The sequence below is a fragment of the Marinobacter sp. LV10MA510-1 genome, assembly GCF_002563885.1.
Lineage (GTDB): Bacteria > Pseudomonadota > Gammaproteobacteria > Pseudomonadales > Oleiphilaceae > Marinobacter.
Genome location: NZ_PDJA01000001.1, coordinates 2,491,236 through 2,505,955, shown reverse-complemented (window position 1 = coordinate 2,505,955; position 14,720 = coordinate 2,491,236). Strand labels below are relative to the sequence as shown.

15 protein-coding genes and 1 tRNA gene are annotated in these 14,720 nt (G+C 55.5%); 4 read left to right on the top strand and 12 right to left on the bottom strand.

What is annotated here, in order from left to right:
* Positions 1-228 precede the first annotated feature (228 nt).
* Positions 229-450 (top strand): hypothetical protein, encoded by a 222-nt coding sequence (locus ATI45_RS12000; protein ID WP_098419689.1) that lies wholly within the window; start codon positions 229-231, stop codon positions 448-450.
* Positions 451-503: 53 nt separating this feature from the next.
* Here the strand turns inward: ATI45_RS12000 and ATI45_RS22265 are convergent, their stop codons facing one another.
* From ATI45_RS22265 to rpsU, 6 genes are all read right to left on the bottom strand, one after another.
* On the bottom strand, positions 504-1,082 hold the full coding sequence (locus tag ATI45_RS22265) for a hypothetical protein (RefSeq protein ID WP_179888042.1): 579 nt from the start codon (positions 1,080-1,082) through the stop codon (positions 504-506).
* 65 nt (positions 1,083-1,147) lie between these two features.
* On the bottom strand, positions 1,148-1,315 hold the full coding sequence (locus ATI45_RS22260) for a hypothetical protein (RefSeq protein ID WP_179888040.1): 168 nt from the start codon (positions 1,313-1,315) through the stop codon (positions 1,148-1,150).
* Between the two features lie 183 nt (positions 1,316-1,498).
* A tRNA-Ile gene (locus tag ATI45_RS11990) sits at positions 1,499-1,575 on the bottom strand.
* Positions 1,576-1,842: 267 nt separating this feature from the next.
* Positions 1,843-3,690 (bottom strand): RNA polymerase sigma factor RpoD, encoded by a 1,848-nt coding sequence (rpoD, locus tag ATI45_RS11985; RefSeq protein WP_098419688.1) that lies wholly within the window; start codon positions 3,688-3,690, stop codon positions 1,843-1,845.
* Between the two features lie 107 nt (positions 3,691-3,797).
* The gene (gene dnaG, locus ATI45_RS11980; RefSeq protein WP_098419687.1) at positions 3,798-5,534 is read right to left on the bottom strand and encodes a DNA primase; all 1,737 of its coding nucleotides are present in this window, start codon (positions 5,532-5,534) and stop codon (positions 3,798-3,800) included.
* Between the two features lie 160 nt (positions 5,535-5,694).
* Positions 5,695-5,910: a 30S ribosomal protein S21 gene (gene rpsU / locus ATI45_RS11975; protein WP_007350211.1), complete on the bottom strand. Its 216-nt coding sequence runs from the start codon at positions 5,908-5,910 to the stop codon at positions 5,695-5,697.
* A 240-nt stretch (positions 5,911-6,150) separates the two neighbouring features.
* Between rpsU and tsaD the strand changes: the two genes are divergently transcribed.
* On the top strand, positions 6,151-7,209 hold the full coding sequence (gene tsaD / locus ATI45_RS11970; protein ID WP_098419686.1) for a tRNA (adenosine(37)-N6)-threonylcarbamoyltransferase complex transferase subunit TsaD: 1,059 nt from the start codon (positions 6,151-6,153) through the stop codon (positions 7,207-7,209).
* A 51-nt stretch (positions 7,210-7,260) separates the two neighbouring features.
* Here tsaD and plsY read toward each other — a convergent pair whose 3' ends face one another.
* Positions 7,261-7,854, bottom strand: coding sequence for a glycerol-3-phosphate 1-O-acyltransferase PlsY (gene plsY / locus ATI45_RS11965; protein ID WP_098419685.1), 594 nt, complete (start codon positions 7,852-7,854; stop codon positions 7,261-7,263).
* 140 nt (positions 7,855-7,994) lie between these two features.
* On the opposite strand from plsY, the gene folB reads away from it, so the two are divergent.
* Positions 7,995-8,354: a dihydroneopterin aldolase gene (gene folB / locus ATI45_RS11960; RefSeq protein WP_098419684.1), complete on the top strand. Its 360-nt coding sequence runs from the start codon at positions 7,995-7,997 to the stop codon at positions 8,352-8,354.
* Positions 8,351-8,899: a 2-amino-4-hydroxy-6-hydroxymethyldihydropteridine diphosphokinase gene (folK, locus tag ATI45_RS11955; RefSeq protein ID WP_098419683.1), complete on the top strand. Its 549-nt coding sequence runs from the start codon at positions 8,351-8,353 to the stop codon at positions 8,897-8,899. The genes folB and folK (ATI45_RS11955) overlap by 4 nt, the downstream gene beginning before the upstream one ends.
* Here the strand turns inward: folK (ATI45_RS11955) and pgi are convergent.
* The 5 genes from pgi to pcnB all read right to left on the bottom strand — a co-directional run bounded on the left by pgi (position 8,852) and on the right by pcnB (position 14,216).
* Positions 8,852-10,519 carry a glucose-6-phosphate isomerase gene (gene pgi, locus ATI45_RS11950; RefSeq protein ID WP_098419682.1) on the bottom strand — a complete coding sequence of 556 codons (1,668 nt, stop codon included), beginning with the start codon at positions 10,517-10,519 and terminating at the stop codon, positions 8,852-8,854. The two genes, folK (ATI45_RS11955) and pgi, sit on opposite strands and share 48 nt — an antisense overlap.
* A 73-nt stretch (positions 10,520-10,592) precedes the next feature.
* A complete protein-coding gene (gene panC / locus ATI45_RS11945; protein WP_098419681.1) occupies positions 10,593-11,441 on the bottom strand; it encodes a pantoate--beta-alanine ligase in 849 nt (282 codons plus the stop codon).
* Positions 11,438-12,232 carry a 3-methyl-2-oxobutanoate hydroxymethyltransferase gene (gene panB, locus ATI45_RS11940; protein ID WP_098419680.1) on the bottom strand — a complete coding sequence of 265 codons (795 nt, stop codon included), beginning with the start codon at positions 12,230-12,232 and terminating at the stop codon, positions 11,438-11,440. Before panB ends, panC begins: the two co-directional genes overlap by 4 nt.
* Positions 12,233-12,348: 116 nt before the next feature.
* On the bottom strand, positions 12,349-12,852 hold the full coding sequence (folK, locus tag ATI45_RS11935; RefSeq protein ID WP_416376567.1) for a 2-amino-4-hydroxy-6-hydroxymethyldihydropteridine diphosphokinase: 504 nt from the start codon (positions 12,850-12,852) through the stop codon (positions 12,349-12,351).
* Positions 12,852-14,216: a polynucleotide adenylyltransferase PcnB gene (pcnB, locus tag ATI45_RS11930; protein WP_098419678.1), complete on the bottom strand. Its 1,365-nt coding sequence runs from the start codon at positions 14,214-14,216 to the stop codon at positions 12,852-12,854. Before pcnB ends, folK (ATI45_RS11935) begins: the two co-directional genes overlap by 1 nt.
* Between the last annotated feature and the right edge of the window lie 504 nt (positions 14,217-14,720).

Genomic DNA, 14,720 nt, shown 5'->3' with positions numbered 1-14,720 from the left:
CAAGAGACATATCACGCCAGAATGAGTGGCACGGCCTTCGGCCGTCTGCAGAATGGCCAAAACGATGGCCCCAGAACGAGATGCCGCCCGCTGCAGTTAATGGTAGATTGACCACCACACGACTGTATAAAATACGATCAGAGATGGTGCTGGAAATCACTGGTTTCCGGATGGACACTTGCTAATGAGGCGAGCGGCCGCGAATGAAACCCCAGCGGATGCAGTGTCGTGAAAGCACGAATTTCCGCAACTACTCTCAAGCGTTTAGGCGCGCTTGAGCAACAGCGCGGGGAGAACCGCCCCGCCGCCATGTTCCCGCGATTGGTGCAGGTGGACGAATGGGGAGCGCTGGCAAGTCGGATGCAGGGGATACTGAAAGACAATGTGGTCAAGGATGAAGCGCCGGATTATGGCGACCTACCGAAGCTGGAACTGGTGGCGAGTCGATAACCACAACTTCCAAGGTGTCGATGTGGGTTTGCGCCATATGAATTTATGGCTATTTATCTGAGCTTTTTATTGCCAGTACTATCGTTGACTTGTGCGGAAATGCCAAGGTATTCGACCGCAAGTTCAGCGAAGACTTCTTGGCGTTTGCTTTCATTGACTAAAAGCATGGAGGCGCCAAGGATTAAGCTGGTCACAAGAAAGGACGACACTATGCCGGGGATGCCGGAAATCAACCAGTTACCAAGCTTCTCAAACCATGACTTGTGAGAGCTTTGATATTCCCTCATGTTCTTGAGAATTTTGGCTTTTTCTTTTTTGAAGGAAGATTGGTGCTGCTTCTCGATTTTGGCCCTTTCTCGCGCAAACTTTTCCCGCTCTTCGTTCTCTATTTCCAAGAAGAGGCTATTAAGATAATTTGTCGCTTTTTCCCTGTAATCATCAAGACTGTTATTTTGAAGAGTTTGGTCGTGAAAGGTGTCCACTTGTTGCTGGATGCTGCCCTCCTCTTTGCCTTGAGATCTTAAGTTGGTGGCTAAAGTATGCTTTTTGTGTTTATAGAGAGCGTATGCAACTAGACCTATTGCATCCTTATCATCTTCAACAAGAGAATTAAAAACCCACTTTTTACTCAACTGTCATACCCCTAGAAACGAAAACGCCCCAGTGAAGGGGCGCAGGCAGTGCCTTCCTTTTTATCTTAGGCACTTACAGCTGAAAGCGCCTGTGTCGATAGTCGCTTAATATAACGCTCGCGATCCTTCGAAACGATTTTTCTGTTTGAAAGACGGTCTGAACTAAAGCTGACTGAGCGTGTGACTTTGGTCACTATGCTATTGTTTTTTAATTCTTTCTTAGCAGCTTTCATATGAACCTCCTTGAAGGGGGCTATGCCACCCACACACACAGTGTAGCCACTGCAAAAAAAATGTGTAGTAGTTTTTCTGTTGAAATTTACTGAGGTGCCTCTGTCTATGCGAATGTATTCGGCAAACTCAGTTTCGCTAATTTTGAGAACACATCCCGAAACCTTATGGTTTGAGGCTTTGTATGGTGGGCCCAGGTGGACTTGAACCACCGACCAATCGATTATGAGTCGAGTGCTCTAACCAACTGAGCTATGGGCCCGAAACTCTAGGGGTGTACCCTGTGTTGCTTACAAGCCGCTTACCTGGAGTGGCAGTTGCATTTCGATTACACGTGGTAAGCGATTGTATTGTGTATCTTTTCTCTTCACTTTCCAACCCCTGACCAAAGGATTATGAGTCGACTACTCTAACCAACTGAGCTAAAGGCCCGTAACGCGGGGTATTCCGATGCTTCTGTTTGCGAAGTACAAACAAAAGCGAGCGCCATTATAGCGATGAGAGCAGGCGCTCGCCAGTGTTGTGACGCTTAAGTGTTGCCTTGATCGTCGATAAAGCCGCGCAAATGGTCCGAACGCGATGGATGACGCAGTTTACGCAGGGCTTTGGCTTCAATTTGACGAATCCGCTCGCGGGTAACATCAAATTGTTTGCCCACCTCTTCCAACGTGTGGTCGGTGTTCATTTCGATACCAAAGCGCATGCGCAGTACTTTTGATTCGCGGGCGGTTAAGCCGGCCAACACCGAGCGGGTGGCTTCGCGGAGGCCTTCGGCTGTGGCAGAATCTACCGGCGACAATGCTTGGATGTCTTCAATGAAATCGCCCAGATGGCTGTCTTCGTCGTCGCCAATTGGGGTTTCCATGGAGATCGGTTCTTTGGCGATTTTTAGTACTTTGCGAATCTTGTCTTCCGGCATTTCCATACGCTCGCCCAGCTCTTCCGGCGTGGGCTCGCGGCCCATTTCCTGCAACATCTGGCGCGAAATGCGGTTCAGCTTGTTGATGGTTTCAATCATATGCACTGGAATACGGATGGTGCGGGCCTGATCCGCGATGGAACGGGTAATGGCCTGACGAATCCACCAGGTAGCGTAGGTTGAGAACTTGTAGCCACGGCGATATTCAAATTTGTCGACCGCTTTCATAAGGCCGATGTTGCCTTCCTGAATCAGATCGAGAAATTGAAGGCCGCGGTTGGTGTATTTTTTGGCAATAGAAATCACCAAGCGCAGGTTCGCCTCTACCATTTCTTTCTTGGCGCGGCGGGCCTTGGCTTCGCCAATGGATACCCGGCGGTTGATTTCCTTGATGTCGGCAACGTCTAAATTTACATCCAGCTGTACGTTTTTGATGCGCTTTTGTAAGCGCACAATTTCGTCCAGGCGCTCAGAAATTGCAGAAGCATAGGGCTTCTTGCTGCGAGCGATTTTTTCAGCCCATTCTAAGTTGATCTCGTTGCCGGGGAACGATTTGATAAATTCTTTACGATCCATCTTACTTTCGCGAATGCAGATGCGCATGATGGTGCGCTCATTCTGACGGATCATGTCGTTGGTGGAACGAACAACGTTCACCAGTCCATCAAACGCTTTGTTGCCTAGCTTGAACGGGGCAAACACCGCACCCAGCTCGTTCAGGGCTTTTTGGGTGCGCTTGTCGCTGCGGCCGTGCTGTTCCAAAAGCTCATTGGCGACTGCCAGTTTTTCTTTTAGCAGGTCAAAGCGCAGGCGGGTCTCTTCGGGATCTGGACCGCTCTCGGTTTCTTCTTCAGCATCATCCGCATCGTCGTCGCTGTCTGCTTCTTCGGTGCTGGCAGATGGTGCCGGGGCAGGCTCTTCTGGCATGAACGGCTCTGCGTCATCCGGATCCAGAAAACCGGCAACAATATCGCTCAACCGGCCTTCATTCTCGACAATGCGATCGTAGCCTTGGATTACGGTACCGGTGGTGCCGGGAAAGTGCGCAACCGCCGCCATCACGTCGCGAATGCCTTCTTCGATACGCTTGGCGATAACAATTTCGCCTTCGCGGGTCAGCAGTTCAACGGTACCCATCTCGCGCATGTACATTCGCACCGGGTCGGTGGTGCGCCCGGCGTCGGACTCTACCGCGGCCAGAGCCGCTGCGGCCTCGGCAGCTGCCGCTTCATCGGCGGTTGTATCACCATCGGTCATAATCAACGTGTCAGCGTCTGGTGCAACTTCAGATACCTGAATGCCCATGTCGTTGATCATGCGAATGATGTCTTCGACCTGGTCCGGGTCAGCGATGTCTTCCGGAAGGTGATCGTTCACCTCGGCGTAAGTCAGGTAACCTTGTTCCTTGCCTCGCGCGATGAGGTCTTTTAAACGTGATTTTTGCGAATTGCCCGACATAGACACCCTGTAAGCCCGCTAAAGTAAATAAATATTAAGCAACCAGTATAGCTGCCGACCTAATGCTCTGCCACCGAATGATTAAATGGTGACCAGTGCTTAAATTTTCAAGTCCCGTTGTTCTTTGTACCACTGCTCAATGTACGTAATTCACTGCGTTCTTCAGGGCTCAGGTTGGCAAAATTCCGCAGTAACGCGGCCAGTCTTTGCTGTCGCGATGCTTCCTCGTCTGGGCTTAGAAGCTCCCGCGCCGCTTCCAGCGTATGTTCGCGCGCGGGTATGTGCTCAATGCCGTCAAACAAATGAAAAAAACGGTCCCTTGCTTGAGCGTCCGTAGCCAAAGCGCTGATCAGTGCCGGCTGGTTGGCAAGTTTGCGTTCCAGAATCCAGCTGGCGAACGCCGCCGCCTGAATAAATTGCCGTGAGCCACGAGCGGCTTCGGCTACTTCTGCGGCCAGGTCTGGCGCTTCTGTCAACGCCAGGCACAGCAAGCTGTCTTTGCTCAGTTTTACGTCAATCCGCTGTTCTTGTATTCTCTCCCGCTGCCAGCCTTTGGCGCCGCCCCGTTCCTGCCAGGGTTTTTTCTGCCATTGGTCGCGGCCGCTGCAAAGGCGCAGCATTTCATGCCACATGGCGTCGCGCAGCGTGCACTTTGGCATTCTGTTGAGCATGGGCTCGGCCCGGGCGCGCAACTCTCCGCGGTGTTCGGGCAACTGTAAGTCCAGGCCATTGCTCTGGCGATCAAACAGATAGCGTGACAGCGGTATAGCCGCTTCAATCCGTTTACTGAAGGCTTCGGCGCCTTCTTTGCGAATCAGGGTGTCCGGGTCTTCGCCTTGGGGCAGCATCAGAAATTGCAGATGCAGACCGTCGGCCATTAGTTCCAGTGCGTTTTCCAGTGCACGGTCTGCCGCGCGAAAACCCGCTGTGTCGCCATCAAAACAGAACACAATGTGGCGTACCTGGCGCATTAAGGCGCTCAGGTTGTCATGATTGGTGGCGGTGCCCAGCGTTGCCACGGCAAACTGAATGCCGTGCTGGGCCAAAGCGATGACGTCCATGTAGCCTTCTACAACCAGCAACTTGTCCAGCTGTTTCAAGTTCTGCCGCGCTTCATACAAGCCGTATATTTCACGGCTCTTATGAAAAACATCAGACTCCGGCGAGTTGATGTATTTGGCTTTGTCGTCACCCAGAGTACGCCCGCCAAAGGCGATGGTTTTGCCGCGGGTGTTGCGGATTGGAAACATCACCCGGTTGCGAAACAGATCTCTGGGCCGGCCATACTGGTCGGATACTGTTTTGGTTTCCAGCAGTGGTTCTTTAAAACTTGTGCCTGTGGCGTCGCATAATGCTGTGCCGCCGGCGGGGGCAAATCCCAGCTGATATTGCTGGATGATCGCCTGGTCCAGCCCCCGTTGCTGCAGGTAATCGCGGGCAAATGCACCAGCCTCGCTGCTCAGCGCCTGCTGATAAAAACGGCTGGCGAAATCCAGTGCCTCTGTCAGCGTGCGAGTTTGCTGCATTTCCTGCTTGGCAGCCTGATCGTAGGGCACTTCCATTCCGGCTCTGCGCGCCAGATCTTCAACTGCTTCGGTAAAACCCAGGCCTTCGAATTCCCTTAAAAAACTGATCGCGTCGCCGTGTGCGCCACATCCGAAGCAGTGGTAAAAACCTTTGTCTGGCCGCACATTGAACGACGGTGTTTTTTCATCGTGAAACGGGCAGCAAGCTTTGTAATTCGCACCGGCTTTCTTCAGGGTAACGCGAGAGCCAATCAGCTCGGCCAGATCGATCCGGTCTAGCAGATCTTCAACAAACCGTTGCGGGATCAGTCCGCTCATTCGGGCTCCGAGTGTGGCCTTAGACGGGGCCGTAATAGCAGGATAGACAATAGACAAAAATGCCGCCGAAGCCAGGCCTCGGCGGCATTTTTAAATCGCTTTGAGCGGCCTGTAGCCGTTCAGGCGATTAATTTTTGCAGTCAAGCAGCGTTGCTAAAACTCAGTACAAACGCTCAAACTTACGCTGTTCACGCTGAAGTTTTTTGAGGTGACGCTTGACGGCAGCAGCAGCTTTACGCTTACGAACAGAAGTCGGCTTCTCGTAGTGCTCACGACGACGCACTTCGGAAAGGACGCCTGCTTTTTCGCAGGAACGCTTGAAGCGACGTAGGGCTACGTCAAACGGCTCATTCTCTTTCAGTTTAACAGCTGGCATTCGGAAATCACCTACCTGGGTCTATTTGGTTCTATGGGTTCCGCCGGGCTTGCCCTGTGCGGTTCTAACACTGGCGGGGATGGTTAAAACTCGACCAGTGCGTAATTTAGGGCGGCAACTATATCCCCTGGGTAGGGCTGAGGTCAATGTTTGTTCTGTGAAACTGCAGATGCACCTCGGGTTTCTGTTAAAATGCTTCGCCTCTGCATTTAGCTTCTTTTACTTTAATGGCCCATAACTATGCTGATTTTAGGTATCGAGACGTCTTGTGACGAAACCGGCGTGGCACTCTATCACACCGAGCGTGGTTTGCTGGCCCATGCGTTGTTCAGTCAGGTAGCGATACACGCTGACTACGGCGGGGTGGTGCCCGAGCTGGCCTCCCGCGACCACGTTCGCAAGCTGTTGCCATTGATCGAGCAAATTCTGGCTGAGGCAGGGCTTGCACGTGCAGACATCGAAGGCATTGCTTACACCGCCGGTCCCGGCCTTGTGGGCGCGTTAATGGTGGGCGGCGCCGTGGCTCACGCTTTGGGTTTCAGTATGGGCATTCCAGTATTGGGTGTGCATCATATGGAAGGGCATTTGCTGGCGCCAATGCTGGAGCAGAACCCACCGGCTTTTCCTTTCGTTGCGTTGCTAGTGTCCGGTGGCCATACCCAGCTGGTGCAGGTCATCGGTATCGGCGAGTACATTCTTTTAGGTGAGTCGGTTGACGACGCCGCCGGAGAAGCGTTCGACAAAACCGCCAAAATGCTGGGACTGGATTACCCGGGTGGGCCCAGAGTCGCGGCGTTGGCTGAAAAAGGGCAGGCCGGGCGTTATCGCTTCCCGCGGCCGATGACAGACCGCCCGGGGCTTGACTTTAGCTTCAGCGGGTTGAAAACCTTTACTCTGAATACCGTTAATGCCGCGCGCGAGGCGGGTGATTTGGGCGATCAGACCCGTGCTGACATTGCCCTGGCCTTCGAATCTGCGGTAGTGGATACCCTGGCGATCAAATGTAAGCGCGCGTTACAGCACACCGGGTGCAAACGCTTGGTGATCGCCGGTGGCGTCAGCGCTAACACGCGACTGCGAGCCGGTCTTGGGGCGATGACGGCGAAACTTGGTGCATCGGTGTTTTACGCGCGGCCAGAGTTCTGTACCGATAATGGAGCGATGATTGCCTATGCGGGGGCCCAGCGATTGCGGGCAGGGCAGCAAGACGGTGATCGCATTGCGGCCGTGCCGCGCTGGCCGCTGGATACTTTGCCGCCCTTGAATCAGCGTTGCGATGACGGCCTGGCGGGTGCCTGATGGTTAGAATTTGGAGTGTAGGCAGCACTATTAAGTTGGAGGCAGTGCTGACTAGAAGCGGGTTTCGCGCCCCTGCGCCATTCGAATCAGGTTGTTGCGGTGGCGAATTAAGATCAGTAACGCCAGCAGACTGAATACCGGCAGAGTGCGGGGTTGAAGCATCGCGCTGAGCAAAGGCCCGCTGAGCACTGCTACCAAGGACGCCATCGCCGAGATGCGCCAGCGCCACATGACCAAAAGCCATATTGCGGCCATCAACAATGTGGTTGTGTGTGCCAGTGCCAGGCCGGCACCGAGAACCGTAGCGACGCCTTTTCCGCCCTTGAAGCGATAGAACACCGGGATCATGTGGCCGGTGACTGCGCACAGGGCGATCGCCGCCTGAACGGTTGTCGATAGCCCCCATTGTTGTGCCGCCCATACTGGCAGCCAGCCTTTGCCGGCATCCAGCATCAGCGTCAGCGTTGCCGGTGCCCAGCCTCCGCTGCGAAACACGTTGGTGGCGCCCGGATTGGTGGAGCCCTGGGCGCGGGGGTCAGGCAGCTGCCAGGCACGGCTAACGGGTATGGCGAACAGCACCGAGCCGCCAAGATAGGCTGCGGCACACAGCAGTACCGTTACAACGGGGGCACTGGCAAATGTCATAGTGATGTGTCCTGGCTGGCGCAGACGGCTTGAGTCAAACTGTGCGAAAATCATTAAATATGTCGAGTCTGATAGCTAACCTTAGCTGCGCTGTCGGGCCGATTCAATCCGAAAAATGTGCAGCATCATCTGGAGTGCCTGTGGCAGATCGCGTGTTTATTGAAGGCTTGGAGGTCGAGGCGGTTGTGGGAGTCTACGACTGGGAGCGGGATATCACCCAGCGCCTGGTGGTAGACCTGGACATGGATTGGGATAACCGCGTGCCCGGCGCGTCTGATGACGTCAAGGACGCGCTGGATTACGCCGCGGTCAGTGACTGCGTGATCCGCTGTCTGCAAGCGCTGCAACCCAAATTGCTTGAGCACGCTGCAGAGGTACTGGCGGCCGAGTTGCAACGGGCGTTTGGTATCGAGTTTTTGCGGCTGAGCATTCGCAAACCCGGCGCCGTTCCGGCCGCGTCCGCAGTGGGCGTCAGCATCGAGCGTGGGCGCCGCCTGTGAACACTCCGGTGCTGGTGGGTATAGGCAGCAACCAGAACCGCGAAGCCTGTTTGCAGGTGGCATTAGATGCCTTGGCGGACTGGTTTGGCGAGTTGGCCTTGTCGCCGGTTTATGAAAGCCAGGCGGTAGGTTTTGACGGTTCGCCGTTTTTGAATATGGTTGCCGGATTCAATACTGCAATGCCGCTGGCCGAGTTGTCGCGCCGCTTTAAACAGCTGGAGGCCAACCATGGCCGGCTTCGGGGCAGCGCCCGCTTTGCAGCACAAACGCTGGATATCGACATTCTGACTTACGGCGATCAAGTAGGAGTGTTTTGCGGTGTGGAATTACCACGTGCCGAAATATTGGTGAACGCGTTTGTGCTAAAGCCCTTAGCGGACGTGGCCGGGTCGCGTTTACACCCACAACGTGGGCAAAGCTATCAGGATTTGTGGCAGCTGCACCGCGCTGGCCCACCCCTGCACAGGGTCAATTTCAGCTGGCGCGACCGTGTAATTTCAAACGCCGTTGGCGGCGCGGAAACGAGCGATCAGGGCATCGGTTGAACTGTCACTATTACCCGCGTTTGCCGGCGCCGGCTGGCCCAGCAGGCGCGGCAAAATGGTCTGCCCCAGCTGTTTGCCCAGCTCTACTCCCCATTGATCGAACGAATCCAGATCCCAGATGACACCCTGTACAAAGGTGCGGTGTTCGTACAGGGCGATCAACGCGCCCAGTGTGTAGGGCGTAAGCTGCTGCATCACCAGGGTGTTGCTGGGTTGGTTGCCAGGCACCACTTTATGTGGAGCAAGACGTTCAACGTCCTGCTCTGTGCGGCCCTCGGCAATCAGTTCACGGCGGGCCTGTTCCAGCGTTTTTCCGGCCATCATGGCCTGGGACTGGCTCAGGCAATTGGCGAACAGATCGGCGTGATGATTCGCAATGGGGTTATGGCTGACCAGCGGAATAATGAAGTCTGCCGGAATCAGCCGGGTACCCTGGTGAATGAGCTGATGGTAGGCGTGCTGTCCGTTGGCGCCGAGCCCGCCCCAGATGATCGGGCCAGTATGGTAGGTGACCGCAATGCCTGCGCGAGTCACGCGCTTACCGTTGCTCTCCATGTCCAGCTGCTGAAGGTGGTCCGGCAGGCTCCGTAAATACTGGTCGTAGGGCAAAATGGCGTGGCTGCAGGCGCCCCACAAATTGCTGTACCAGACACCCAGCATGGCCATCACCACAGGCATATTCTGCGCCAATGGCGCTTGCACGAAGTGGTCGTCCATGGCTTGGGCACCCACCAGCAACTGGCGGAAATTGTCCATGCCAATGCTCAAGGCAACCGGTAAGCCAATGGCCGACCAGAGCGAATAGCGCCCACCGACCCAGTCCCACATAGGGAACAGGCTGTCTGCCTCAATGCCGAAGGCTTGAGCGGCCTCAGCGTTCGCGGATACTGCTGCAAAGTGGCGTGCAACGGCGTCTTTTTGCGGGCAGTGCTGAATCAGCCAGTCGCGGGCGACTTTTGCGTTTTCCAGGGTTTCAGGGGTTTTGAAGGATTTTGACTGCACCAGAAACAGCGTGGTGTGCGGGCTTACCTGGCGCAAAATCTCGCAGATCTCAGTGCCGTCGATATTGGCTGCGTAATGGCAGCGCAAGCCGCCGTGGTGATAGGGCGTTAGAGCCTCTGTCGCCAGCTTTGGCCCCAGGAAAGAGCCACCAATGCCAATGCTGACCACGTCGGTAAAACGCTCGCCCGTGCAGCCTCGGCGTTCACCGCTTGCGACAGCGTTAACAAACTGCTGCATGTGTTCCAGCGTGGCGTGAACTTCCTCTATCACATTCTTGCCGTTTACCTGAATAGTCTGATCTGCACTCGCCCGCAGGGCGGTATGAAGCGCGGGCCTGTTCTCAGTGTTGTTCACCGGATCACCGGTAAACAGTGCACGGCGACGAGAGGCCAGTTGGCACTCTTCGGCCAGGGCCATCAGAGCGGCGAGGGCACCATCATCAAGGCGATTCTTGGAAAAGTCCAGAGTCAGGCCGGCTGCTTCAAGCAAATAGCGTGATGCCCGTTGGCTGTCCTCGGCAAACATCTTTGCCATGGGCTGTGTTGCTAGCCGCTTTTGTTGGCGCAGCAGCGCCTGCCAGGCTTTTGTAGCGGTTGGTATAGATGCATGGCCTTGCATGATGGCATCCTTAGCAAAATGGCCGGCGCTTGGGTCGCCGGGCGCAGAGTCTTCCGTAACAGGGCGAAGCCGGTCAGCGGACCAGTGAAATATTGTCGATGAGCCGGGTAGTGCCCAGAAACACCGCGGCCAGAATGGCAAGCTCGCGATCATCCGCGGTTGCTGGCTTCAGGGTCTGGCTGTTAACGATGTTAACGTAATCGGGTCGCAAACCGGCATTCAACAGTTCTATTTTCGCGTGTTCAGACAGGCGTGTAAAGTGTGTGTCACCCGCTCGCAGGTCTTTTGCCATGGTCTGAAGAATCTTTTGCAGAGCCGGTGCAAGGGCACGGTCTTCAATGCTGAGATAGCCATTACGGGAGCTTTTTGCCAAGCCGTCGCTGTCGCGCACGGTGGCGCCGCCGATAATTTCTACCGGAAGCATCAAATCGCGCACCAGCTTGCGAATAATGGTTAGCTGCTGCAGGTCTTTTTCGCCAAACAGAGCAAAATCCGGTTGCACTATATTGAACAGCATAGTGACAACGGTGGCCACGCCGTCAAAGTGGCCCGGCCGGCGGGCACCGCAGTGGTCTTCGCTGACGTCAGGCACTACCACTTTTGTCTGATGGGCCAGACCCGCCGGATAGATGTCCGCGGCGGAAGGCGTAAACAGCAGCGTATTACCGGCTTCCACCAGCAGGCTCTGGTCTTCCACCAGAGTGCGGGGGTAGCTGTCGAGGTCTTCGCTGGCACCAAACTGCATGGGGTTCACAAAGATGCTGGTGACCACGATGTCTGCGACTTCTGCGGCTCGTCGAACCAACGACAGGTGGCCTTTGTGCAAGTTGCCCATGGTGGGCACCAGCGCGATGGTTTTGCCTTGCTGACGCCAGCCGCGCACCATGGCGCGCAGCTCTTTAATGGTATTGACAGTTCTCATGCTTTAAACGTGTGCTCTTCGGCGGGGAATGTGCGCTCGCTAACGGCTTTGGCGTAGGCTGCCAGGGCGTTGGCAACGGAGCCGCTTTCAGCCAAGAAGTCTTTCACAAAGCGCGGTTTGCGGCCAGGGGTCATGCCCAGCATGTCGTGTACCACCAGCACTTGGCCGTCGGTGTCGGCGCCTGCGCCAATACCGATCACCGGAGCTTTGACGGCTTTTGCAATGCGTGCAGCCAGTGCGGCGGGCACGCATTCCAGCAGAATAACATCGGCGCCGGCGGCTTCCAGCTCGCAGGCGTTTTCAACCATCAGGTCTGCGGCCTTTTCGTCTCGCCCTTGCACTTTATAACCGCCGAACTTGTTGACGAACTGCGGTGTCAGGCCCAGGTGCGCGCACACTGGAACGCCGCGTTCGCTGAGCGCCTGAATGGTATCTCGCATCCAGTCGGTGCCTTCCAATTTGACCATATGGGCGCCGGCACGCATGAGCTCTGCCGCGTTTTCCAGCGCGGCTTCGGTAGTGCCGTAGCTCATAAATGGCATGTCGGCCATCACCAGTGAGCCGCGATTGCCTTTGGCGACGCAGCTGACGTGGTACACCATTTGGTCCATGGTGACGGGCAGGGTGCTGTCGTTGCCCTGCAGGACCATGCCAAGCGAGTCGCCGATAAGAATGACGTCTACGCCGGCTTCGCTGACCAGCTGGGCAAAGGTGGCATCGTAGGAGGTCAGTGCGGAAAATGCTTCGCCGCGCTGTTTGTATTCCCGCAGTGTATTGATGGTAACGGCCATAAATTCCTCGCCTTTGCGATAGTTGGTCTAAATACCGGCTATGCCGGATCTCCACAATTGAATCTGCCACTGAAGCAGTATCGTTCCAACCCCAACACTAGCAAATTTCGGGCGGTTTAGGCGTGCCCGTTTGTAGCGACTGGGGGCAGTTTTCGTAATTGGTTATCAGGGCACCGCTGGCGCAGCAGGGCTAATGCGGTGCCGTCGGGCAGGGTCAGTTTCGGATTTAAGTCCAACAGAGGTTGCAAGGCAAAGTCCCGCTGCGAAAGTTGTGCGTGGGGCACCGTCAGTCGGTCATTGTTTAGCGTTTGTTGGCCGAAAAGCAGCACGTCCAGGTCCAGAGTGCGTGGCCCCCAGTGCTGCAGACGCTCGCGGCCGTGGGCCTGTTCAATATTCTGTAAATGGTCTAGCAGAACGTGAGGCGTCAGGCCGGTATTCAGCCATGCGGCACCGTTGACATAATCTGGCTGGTCCTGAGGGCCCACCGGTTTGCTGGCGTAAAATGGGGATTGCGCAACCAGCGTGGTGTTTGGCAGCGCTGCCAACTCTGCAATTGCGCTGCCCAATTGCGCAGCCGGGTCTGCCAGGTTGCTACCCAGGCCAACGAATACGTCGGTCATCATGAATCCTGCGGGGGCCGCTTAACCGGTTTACGCCGGCGCTTGCGAGGTTTGGCTTCACCGCTGTCAAGATCTGTAATCATGCGTTCCTGGGCACGCTCGTCAAGTCGTTGAAACTGTGTCCACCACTGGCCAAGACCGGGCTCAATCTCGCCGGCGCTCTCGCGCACCAACAAGAAATCATAGGCGGCGCGAAAACGCGGATGCCCTAAGGTGATCAGTGCGCGTTTTCCCTGGCGCCGTGGCAGGCGCATCTGCAGTTCCCAGATTTCCTTCATGGGCCCGGAGAATCGCTTGGGGATAGACGTCGCCTGTACCTGGCGGCCAATCACCTTGGAAATCGCACTGTGCAGAGCCGGTTGTACCGGATCGCCGTTGTCTTGGCGCCGGCGCCATTCGGCTTGCAGCGCAGGCCACAACATGGCGGCGAACAGGAAATACGGGGTAACGGATTTGCCTTGGGCTATGCGTGAGTCGGTGTTGCGCAGGGCCTGGCGGATTAGTTCGTCGGGTTCACCGGCTGCCAGCGCGCTGGCGGTGTCGGGAAATAACGGTGCCAGCAAGTCGTAGTGGCGTAGTTTGTCAAAGGTTGCTTCGCCGTAGCCGGCGGAAAACAGTTTTAGCACTTCGTCAAACAGCCGCGCCGCGGGAATGTGAGTGAGCAGCGGTGCCAGCTCGCGAATGGGGGCCTCGGTGGCCGGCTCGATGGCAAAATCGAGCTTGGCGGCGAAACGAATGGCGCGCAGCATGCGCACAGGGTCTTCCCGGTAACGGGTTTCCGGGTCGCCAATCAACCGCATCTGGCGGTTGTTCAGGTCATCAACGCCGTTTGCGAAGTCAATAACGCTGAAATCGCGAATGCAGTAGTAAAGGGCATTGATTGTGAAATCCCGGCGCAGCGCATCTTCTTCGAGGTTGCCGTAAACGTTATCGCGCAGCAGCTGCCCGTGTTCGCTGGTTTTGCGATCGTCATCGTCATCATCGGCGGGGTTGGCATTGCCGCGGAAGGTTGTTACCTCGATGACTTCGCGGCCGAAGACCACGTGCACAATGCGAAACCGGCGGCCAATCAGGCGCGAGTTGCGAAACAGTTCGTGCACTTCTTCCGGCGTTGCGTCGGTCGCAATGTCGAAATCTTTGGGTTGGCCACTGAGCAGTATGTCGCGCACGCCGCCGCCCACCAGATAGGCTTCGTAGCCGGCTTTGTTGAGGCGATGCAGAACTTTTTTGGCGGGCTCACTGATGGCCGTGCGGGAAACGCTGTGCTGGTCCCGCGAAATGTCCCTCCGCTGATAGCCAAGGGGTTTCTTCCGGGAGCTGCCGGGCATGAACGAGCGCAGTTTGTCGACGAGTCTTTTAGGCATTGAAATCCGTTGCGGCCATAGCGGCGATGAGCAAAAACCATGAGTTTAACGGTTTGCGCCGCTTTTGCACACGTTTGCTGCGGATTGCTATGATTTGCCCATGCCCGGTTATTTACCTGGGCCCATAAATTAAAGGGCGGATCCGCTTACACGAACCCGCCCACTAAAATCTGACGATCTAAATTATTTTTGTTATTGCCGGGATTTTTCTTACTTTTTGTGTCCCACCGTAAGCCCCAATATCAGGGTATTTCAAACAAACAGAAAACTTTGAATACTTAGAGTGGTCAAAAGCGTTGTTCAAGTCTTACGTATCCGCAGCGCCGTCTGGTTGACGATTCTTATCTGCTTCAACAACCTTCACAAGCTAAGGGACCGCTAAAAAGCCAGGCATCCAAAACACTCTATTCGCTCGCGCTCTATTTTTATTTTTGTTGCTGAGCGCTTCTCGCAGCTATTTTTTTGTTTTTGTTGGCACGCTGCACTGTCACGTCTTGTTTTTGT

Coding starts and splice junctions, on each gene's coding strand:
- plsY (WP_098419685.1), bottom strand. CDS start 7,854: ATGACATTTGCCAGTGCCCCCGTTGTAACGGTACTGCTGTGTGCCGCA.
- ATI45_RS22260 (WP_179888040.1), bottom strand. CDS start 1,315: ATGAAAGCTGCTAAGAAAGAATTAAAAAACAATAGCATAGTGACCAAA.
- panC (WP_098419681.1), bottom strand. CDS start 11,441: ATGAGAACTGTCAATACCATTAAAGAGCTGCGCGCCATGGTGCGCGGC.
- pcnB (WP_098419678.1), bottom strand. CDS start 14,216: ATGCCTAAAAGACTCGTCGACAAACTGCGCTCGTTCATGCCCGGCAGC.
- pgi (WP_098419682.1), bottom strand. CDS start 10,519: ATGCAAGGCCATGCATCTATACCAACCGCTACAAAAGCCTGGCAGGCG.
- dnaG (WP_098419687.1), bottom strand. CDS start 5,534: ATGAGCGGACTGATCCCGCAACGGTTTGTTGAAGATCTGCTAGACCGG.
- panB (WP_098419680.1), bottom strand. CDS start 12,232: ATGGCCGTTACCATCAATACACTGCGGGAATACAAACAGCGCGGCGAA.
- rpsU (WP_007350211.1), bottom strand. CDS start 5,910: ATGCCAGCTGTTAAACTGAAAGAGAATGAGCCGTTTGACGTAGCCCTA.
- rpoD (WP_098419688.1), bottom strand. CDS start 3,690: ATGTCGGGCAATTCGCAAAAATCACGTTTAAAAGACCTCATCGCGCGA.
- folK (WP_416376567.1), bottom strand. CDS start 12,852: ATGACCGACGTATTCGTTGGCCTGGGTAGCAACCTGGCAGACCCGGCT.
- tsaD (WP_098419686.1), top strand. CDS start 6,151: ATGCTGATTTTAGGTATCGAGACGTCTTGTGACGAAACCGGCGTGGCA.